The 6,747-nt window shown below is 60.9% G+C and carries 5 protein-coding genes and 2 pseudogenes; 4 read left to right on the top strand and 3 right to left on the bottom strand.

The window, feature by feature from the left end:
* Positions 1 to 110, top strand: a pseudogene (locus EH199_RS23990) (IS630 family transposase); the annotation flags it as partial.
* A 12-nt stretch (positions 111 to 122) separates the two neighbouring features.
* Here EH199_RS23990 and EH199_RS25160 read toward each other — a convergent pair.
* The 3 genes from EH199_RS25160 to EH199_RS23975 are packed head-to-tail and all read right to left on the bottom strand — an operon-like array spanning position 123 to position 3,837.
* The gene (locus EH199_RS25160; RefSeq protein WP_080727012.1) at positions 123 to 1,262 is read right to left on the bottom strand and encodes a TniQ family protein; all 1,140 of its coding nucleotides are present in this window, start codon (positions 1,260 to 1,262) and stop codon (positions 123 to 125) included.
* The gene (locus tag EH199_RS23980; RefSeq protein ID WP_036526781.1) at positions 1,259 to 2,182 is read right to left on the bottom strand and encodes a TniB family NTP-binding protein; all 924 of its coding nucleotides are present in this window, start codon (positions 2,180 to 2,182) and stop codon (positions 1,259 to 1,261) included. Before EH199_RS23980 ends, EH199_RS25160 begins: the two co-directional genes overlap by 4 nt.
* Positions 2,179 to 3,837: a Mu transposase C-terminal domain-containing protein gene (locus EH199_RS23975; RefSeq protein ID WP_017503293.1), complete on the bottom strand. Its 1,659-nt coding sequence runs from the start codon at positions 3,835 to 3,837 to the stop codon at positions 2,179 to 2,181. Before EH199_RS23975 ends, EH199_RS23980 begins: the two co-directional genes overlap by 4 nt.
* 177 nt (positions 3,838 to 4,014) lie before the next feature.
* On the opposite strand from EH199_RS23975, the gene EH199_RS23970 reads away from it, so the two are divergent.
* The 3 genes and pseudogenes from EH199_RS23970 (at position 4,015) to EH199_RS23960 (ending at position 6,618) form a co-directional block, all read left to right on the top strand.
* Positions 4,015 to 5,046 (top strand): site-specific integrase, encoded by a 1,032-nt coding sequence (locus EH199_RS23970; RefSeq protein ID WP_124811535.1) that lies wholly within the window; start codon positions 4,015 to 4,017, stop codon positions 5,044 to 5,046.
* Between the two features lie 232 nt (positions 5,047 to 5,278).
* Positions 5,279 to 5,560, top strand: a pseudogene (locus EH199_RS23965) (integrase); the annotation flags it as partial.
* Between the two features lie 65 nt (positions 5,561 to 5,625).
* Positions 5,626 to 6,618, top strand: a complete 993-nt coding sequence (locus tag EH199_RS23960) for an IS481 family transposase (protein ID WP_124811533.1) — start codon at positions 5,626 to 5,628, stop codon at positions 6,616 to 6,618.
* The last annotated feature ends 129 nt before the right edge of the window (positions 6,619 to 6,747 follow it).

Raw genomic sequence — 6,747 nt, 5'->3', positions numbered from 1 at the left:
GCGAGCGAACCGTCAATGGGCTGTGGGACCTGATCGGCAAGCTCGTCGATATCTTCCAGCCTGCCGAATGTGCCAATTACTTCAAATCTTGCGGATATGAGCCGGAATGAATGGAAACCGCTCTAATGGCGCGAAGAGAACGCATTTCCGGCCGCGTCACGGAAGAGAGTTTTGTAGGCCGTCGAGGCGCTCCGTAACGCGGACATCCGCTCGACTTTTTCGTTCCGATGGCACGCTGCTTCCACTGTTCTTTTCAACGTCGGCGAGCACGCCTGACGATCTTGGATGAACTGTTGGAGTGCGATGCTATCGACCATCCGCGCCCATACGTCGACAACCGGCTCGTCCTCGTTTCGCACCGTTGGGTCACAGTCTGCATCGAGCATCGCGGCGCAGATTGCGATAAGGCAACGACGCATTGAGGGGCTGGCAAGCGCGAGCGGCATTTCACAGGAAGGCTCGTTGGGGCAAACGTTATCGAGCGTGAGCACAGGCGCCGCAAACCGATGTAGGAGTCTATCACGCAGTCTCCAGCGCCTGTGGGCCCTTGCGAACAGTAGACAGATTCTGGCGGATTCTTCGAGCAGCTGACCGGCTGAAGTGTCGTTGAAGCGAAATTGATCTGGGACCTTTCCCCTAAGCGCACCCCTCAGCGCGGCTTCAAAGGCTACGATATTGATCCAGATGGGCTGCGCTGCTGGCTCAAGCTCGAGCGCCCTGGGGTGCGCCCGTTCGAGGCCCCGACGGCAGCGAATACAGCACAATCTTGGCGGCCCCTGCGATGACCGCTTAATCGCCCAATGACTACTCCCGCAAGACACGCATCGATCGACGAGTGGCCAGTGGTGCCGGAAACAGAAGCCCCACGCAGCCATGGCCCAGTCCGCACGGATATAGGCGGGGCGGCCAGCGGCATAGTCCTCGGCAAGGCAACGACTGCACCAGCTCAACCGGAGGGTAAGAGCGGGCGCGAAATCTCGGCTAGGATCATCGGATGGAACGTGGTGCCAGGCTACAAAATCCGGGGTGATCCTCGGATACCGATAGCAAAGACCGAGTTCGGCGACACTGTTTTCCGTGAAGCCCTCGCTTGCGGCAAGCTCAGCGATCATCGATTTTTTTGGGTTTACATCGGGATGCCGCCAATGGCCTGCGCGATTTCGATAGGCGCGCAGCAAAGGCTCACCCGGAGCCCGCTGATCGCGCACGCGCGCCAGCCATGAACTGAGAAGTTCATCCGCGAATGGCTCCACGAAACTCATACGGTCGCCCGGCCGATTGTCCTTCGCTTGCCTGCCGACGTAAACATGGAGACGAGAGGAAGCGTCACGTCGTTGGCCTCGAAGCTTGCGGCATCAAGCATCTCGCGGCCATCGCGGATAGCCGTGACAGCGGCTGCCTCGATGAGCCGGAATATTCGGCCCGTCACACCCTGGGTGAGGGCCAGCACGCGTTGCCGCGCTTCGACGGTGTCGAGCATCGATGGGCGTCTCAGGGGCAGCAGGCCCGAGAAGCTCGCAAGCAGCTGGCGCAGGGCATGATCGTTGCGCCATGGCATCAATTCGAACGCCCCAAACCGGTCGGCAAGGTTCGGATCCATCAGGACCGCCATCCGCGCGTCCTCGGTCCCTGCGCAAACAATTGGAATTTTCAGATCGTTGGTCAAAAAGCGGATAGTATTGAGGAACACCCGCTGCTGGCGAGGAGTGCCGGCGAGCATCTTGTCGATTTCATCCAGGACGAGCACCTTGGTTTCGACTTCGGCAAGCAGTTGCCTGGCTTCCGCTCGCATCGATCGCACGGACAGTCGGCTAAGGTCGACGCAATTTAGCGCGGTCAGCACCTCGGTGTAAAATTGCTCCTCACTCGGCTCTGGCGGTATCTGCGCGAGCAACACCGGCATCTTGCTGAGCCCGGTCCTGATATCGAACTGAGGAGCGTGAAGTTTCGAGAAGCGGCTGACAATTTCGGTCTTGCCCATCCCGGTGGCGCCAAACAGTAACAGGCAGGGCATTCGCCCTCGCGGCGGATAGATTACCAGGTCTTCAAGGTGGCGGAGCGCGGCCTCAGCCTGTGGCAACGATATCCAGCGGTCGCGGCGTAGCCAGTCGATCCGGGCCTCATCGGTCAATTCGGCATACTCGCGATAAGCCGGGAAGATATGGCTGTAGAGCACGTTCATGACTGCTCCTCGATCGCGAGTGGTACAACCGGCCCGTCGAGATTTGGCGGTGTCAGCTGCGCGTTGGCCTCTTGGTGCTGGACAAAGGCCGCAGGCGGTTCGCCGCGGATGAGCGCATCGACGATGCGTTGGGTTGATCGTCGAGCTCCGCGCGTCTTCTCTACGGCCCTAAGCACAATCCTGCGCTGCGTGCTCACCATCTCGAAAAGCATCTGCTCATCGACGGCGGTTCGCCCGCGCTCTCGAAGCGCTCTCAGGGCTTGGTCGTGCTCGAACTTGGTAATTGCAGGACGCCGCTTATCGCGAAGAGGAACTGTGACATGCTCGCCGCCGGGCAGTTCGAGATAGACGGCCGAGAGGTTGAGCGGATTGTATTTGATCGGGAATTTATGAACGCTGTTCGCGACCAGCGTGGCCAAAGCGCCATGCCAGTAGAAAACGTGGAAGAGTTTGATGCCCTCGCGCCGGACCCGGCGCATCTCGAACGGGAGGAAGTCGAGCAGAAAACGTTCTTCATCGGCCGGCAGGCGCAGGGCTGCAACACGCTTACCTTGATCGTCCTGCCACGCTGTCATCGGGGGGACGCCAAGTGAGCTGTGAATGGTGCGATGATAGATTCCCACCTGGAGGGCGAACCATCGCTCGAATTCCTTGAGGGTCATGCAGGCTTTGCCCTCAGCGTCGTAGTCTCCCTTGTCCTGGATGTTGGAGAACGTAGTACCCGGAAGAAGGTGAACTTCGCCGATGGCGGTGCCGATCATGCGCTCGATGTGCCCGCCAAAGTGCGGAGTGCGCGGTGGACGGTAGTGAAGCTCGATCCCAAATTGCTGGCAGCCCCGAGTCAGCGCGCGTGAGTGAAATTCCGAGGCATTGTCGAGATGGAGGATGTCTGGCAGGCCGAAGACAGGCCATGCGAAGGTGAGCTCTCGATCGGCCAGCCAATCATTCTTGGGCAGTACTGCATGACGGATCGCCATGCCGACCGAAATCGCGGAAGGTCGTTCCAGTGAAATGTAGAAGCCGGGTATCACCCGCGTCGCTACGTCGATCTGCAGGGTCAGCGTTGGCCGCCCGACCGGTCTCCTGAGATACTCATCGACGATGATGATATCGACCAGCGTGTGGTCCATCTGTACGACCTGAAGAGGGTACTGCGCCTCGTATGAGCTGACGACGGGTCGGAAGCGGTCTGCTGCGGCTTTGGTCCCATCACGGGCGCCTGTCAGGCGTGTCCGTTCCACGGCGTTGACCCGCAGGACAACAGTTTGCCGTGCTGGAGGTCGCAGATTCTGCTCCAGGCACGAAAAGCGAATTTGACGGACCAGTTGTGCGATGGTGGGCTTTGGACGGCTGAGATAAAATTGCTCTATTTTGGCATCGATCAGGCGTTCCACCTCGCAAGGGAGGCGAGAGCGCCCTTTGGGAAATCCATCGTGCTGGTCGACCAACGAACTGGTCACTGGGTTTTCCCGGTATCTCGCGAGCAGTTCGTAAATTCGGGACCGGTTGAGGCTCAGCTTCAGGCCGGCCTCAGCAATCGCTTTGCGTCCGAGCCGGGGCTCTGCCGTAAGCGCACGAATGATAGGCTCGCGCTCACAAGCTTTGCGCCATTCTGTATGATCAACCGTCGTGAGGGCAGTGCCTGTTTCGGCCATGACCTATCCCCGATTTTCGCCAGGGACTCGTGTTGCCGGGTCCGGTCGTTTTGTAGCAGAATCGCGCTGTCAGGTCGAACGTCCGGAGGTATTCTTGTACATGATCCACGCAACTCGGCCGTTTTCTCGTCCGCCCGTATTCTTTAAGTGACATTTGGTGCGGGGAAGGGCCTGAAAATGGTGGAAATGAGCGGGGATGTCTTCGAAGCTGAAGCCCGGGTGCCGATGAGCCCCGTCGCGATGGCATCCCCTGTCACAATCGCCGAGCCCGAGAGGAGGTTGAGCGAGGAGATCGCAGCAGCACGGGTCTACCGCGCCCAGGCCAAGGCGGCCAACACCTTGCGCGCCTACATAAGCGACTGGACCCAGTTCGAGGGCTGGTGCGACGAGCGCGGGCTCGAGCCGCTGCCCGCGCGGCCCGAAGCGGTGGCAACGTATCTTGCCGCGCTCGCGATGGCGGGCAAGGCCGACAGCACCATCGGCCGCCATCTCGCGGCGATCGGATGGAAGCATCGGCAGGTTGGACTGGTCGCGCCCGTTCAACGCGATGAACGCATGGTCATTGCCGACACGCTTGCCGGGATCCGCCGCGAGCAACGCACGCGGCCGAGCGCGAGGAAGGCGGCGCTAACCGCTAAGGAACTGGCGGCGATGATCGCGGCGGCTGACGGTGAGGGGACGCGTTCGATCCGCGACCGGGCGATCTTGGCGCTTGGCCTCGCCGCAGCACTGCGTCGCTCGGAACTGGTCGCGCTTGAGTGGCGCGACGTCGAACTGGTCGACAAGGGCCTGAAACTGACGCTACGCCACTCCAAGACCGACCAGGACGGGGAGGGGCAAGTGATCGCGGTCCCCTCCGGCAAGATCCTCAAGCCTGTCGAGCGGCTCAAGGCCTGGTTGGCGGTCCGTGGCGGCAGCGCGGGGCCGCTGTTCTACCAGATCGACCCGCAGGGGCGGTTGACCGACAAGCCGATGTCGGATCGCTCGATCGCGCGGCTGATCCAGAAGTACGCGGCGCGCACAGGCCTCGATCCGGAGACGGTCGCGGGGCACTCACTGCGGGCAGGTTTTCTGACAGAGGCTTCACGTACTGGGGCGACCATTGCCAAGATGCAGGAAGTGTCTCGTCACAAGAAGGTCGAGGTCTTGCTCGGTTATGTCCGGTCGGCAGAACTGTTTGATGACCATGCGGGGGGTGAATTTTTGTAGAGCGTCGGCGCAATTAACGTATTGATAAGATGTGTGATAAGTGCATTTAGCAAAGTTTGCATCTTTATAATATTAGTTTCAGGAATCGAAGGAAATGCCGCTCGATCCCACCGCTTGCCCTGTCGATGCCGCTATTCCGTTCAGGCATGACCTCGCGTTGCTCGCGCGCGGCCCCGGCACCCGCGTCGCCCCCGAACTGCTCGCTGCCTAGGCAGCGTCTGCCGCGCCGAACTCCTTGCGCGCGTTTCGCAGCGATGTGCTGGGGTTCGACGCCTGGTGCCGGGGGAGGGGGGAGCAAACCGTCCCGGCTCGTCCAGAGGCGATTGCCGCGTTCCTGAAGGATCGAGGCGAGAAGGGCGCCGCGCCGACGTGGCTGGCGCGGCGCAAGGCTTCGCTTGCTAAGCTCCATCGGCTCTGCCGTTTACCCGATCCTACCGTCGATGATTTGGTCAAGCTGACGCTCGCCGCCCTCCGCCGCGAGAAGGGCGTAGCGCAGAAGCAGGCCCAGCCGTAGCGGTCTAGATGTTTGATCCCGGGCTTTGATGGTGCATCATTCACGCGCGAGTGGAAGGAGGCACTATGGGCCAGGTTCTCCATGGGAGCGCCACGACGACTGAGGCGGTCCGTCGAGCGATACAGCATAGTCAAGAGAGCCTGAGGGCTCTCGCCAAGCGCCACGGCATCAACCAGAAGACGGTCGCCAAGTGGAAGAAGCGGACGTCCGTTGCCGATCTGCCCACGGGGCCGAAGGACCCAAGATCAACCTCGCTCTCGATCGAGGACGAGGCGGTGGTGGTCGCGTTCCGGCGCCACACGCTGCTGCCGCTGGATGACTGCCTCTACGCGCTTCAGGCGACGATCCCGCACCTGACCCGCTCGTCGCTGCACCGTTGCCTGCAACGCCATGGCATATCGCGGCTGCCCGAGATCGAAGGCGAGAAGACCGCCAAGCGGAAGTTCAAGAGCTACCCTATCGGCTACTTCCACATCGACATTGCCGAGGTCCGCACCGAACAAGGCAAGCTCCACCTGTTCGTCGCGATCGACCGCACCTCCAAGTTCGCCTTCGTCGAGCTGCACGAAAGAGCCACCACCCGCGTGTCGGGAGACTTCCTGCGGCACCTCATCATGGCGGTGCCGCACAAGGTGCACACGGTGCTGACCGATAATGGCATCCACTTTACCACGCCCGGTGCCGGCGGCTCGGCCGTCCCGCTGATCAAGGAGGCCATCGCCAACGGCGAGCTCTTCCGCGCCCACTCGTTCGAGCTCGCCTGCGCGCAGAACGACATCGACCACCGGCTCACCAAACCAAAGCACCCCTGGACCAACGGTCAGGTCGAGCGGATGAACCGCACTATCAAGGACGCGACCGTCAAACGATACCACTACGAAAGCCACGACCAACTTCGACAGCATCTCGGCGACTTCGTCGCCGCTTACAACTTCGGCCGACGGCTCAAGACCCTCAAAGGCCTCACGCCCTACGAGGCTATCTGCAAAACATGGCAACGAGAGCCTGCCCGGTTCACATCAAATCCGCACCACCAAATTCCGGGATCAAACATCTAGAAGGCGTCACCTCAAGGTTTGTTCGCCAGACAACGATTTCTCGGACATAAGCGGAACATGGGCTACGCTACACGCTTCAACCGCGCCATTGGCTCGTTGAGTGGGTGGAATTCACCTGCTGGAAGTCGC

Origin of the sequence: Novosphingobium sp. LASN5T (genome assembly GCF_003856955.1) — a bacterium.
GTDB lineage: Bacteria > Pseudomonadota > Alphaproteobacteria > Sphingomonadales > Sphingomonadaceae > Novosphingobium.
Note: the sequence above shows the minus strand (reverse complement) of the source record. Positions and strands in the feature narration are given on the sequence as shown.

Coding starts and splice junctions, on each gene's coding strand:
- EH199_RS23975 (WP_017503293.1), bottom strand. CDS start 3,837: ATGGCCGAAACAGGCACTGCCCTCACGACGGTTGATCATACAGAATGG.
- EH199_RS23970 (WP_124811535.1), top strand. CDS start 4,015: ATGGTGGAAATGAGCGGGGATGTCTTCGAAGCTGAAGCCCGGGTGCCG.
- EH199_RS23980 (WP_036526781.1), bottom strand. CDS start 2,182: ATGAACGTGCTCTACAGCCATATCTTCCCGGCTTATCGCGAGTATGCC.
- EH199_RS23960 (WP_124811533.1), top strand. CDS start 5,626: ATGGGCCAGGTTCTCCATGGGAGCGCCACGACGACTGAGGCGGTCCGT.
- EH199_RS25160 (WP_080727012.1), bottom strand. CDS start 1,262: ATGAGTTTCGTGGAGCCATTCGCGGATGAACTTCTCAGTTCATGGCTG.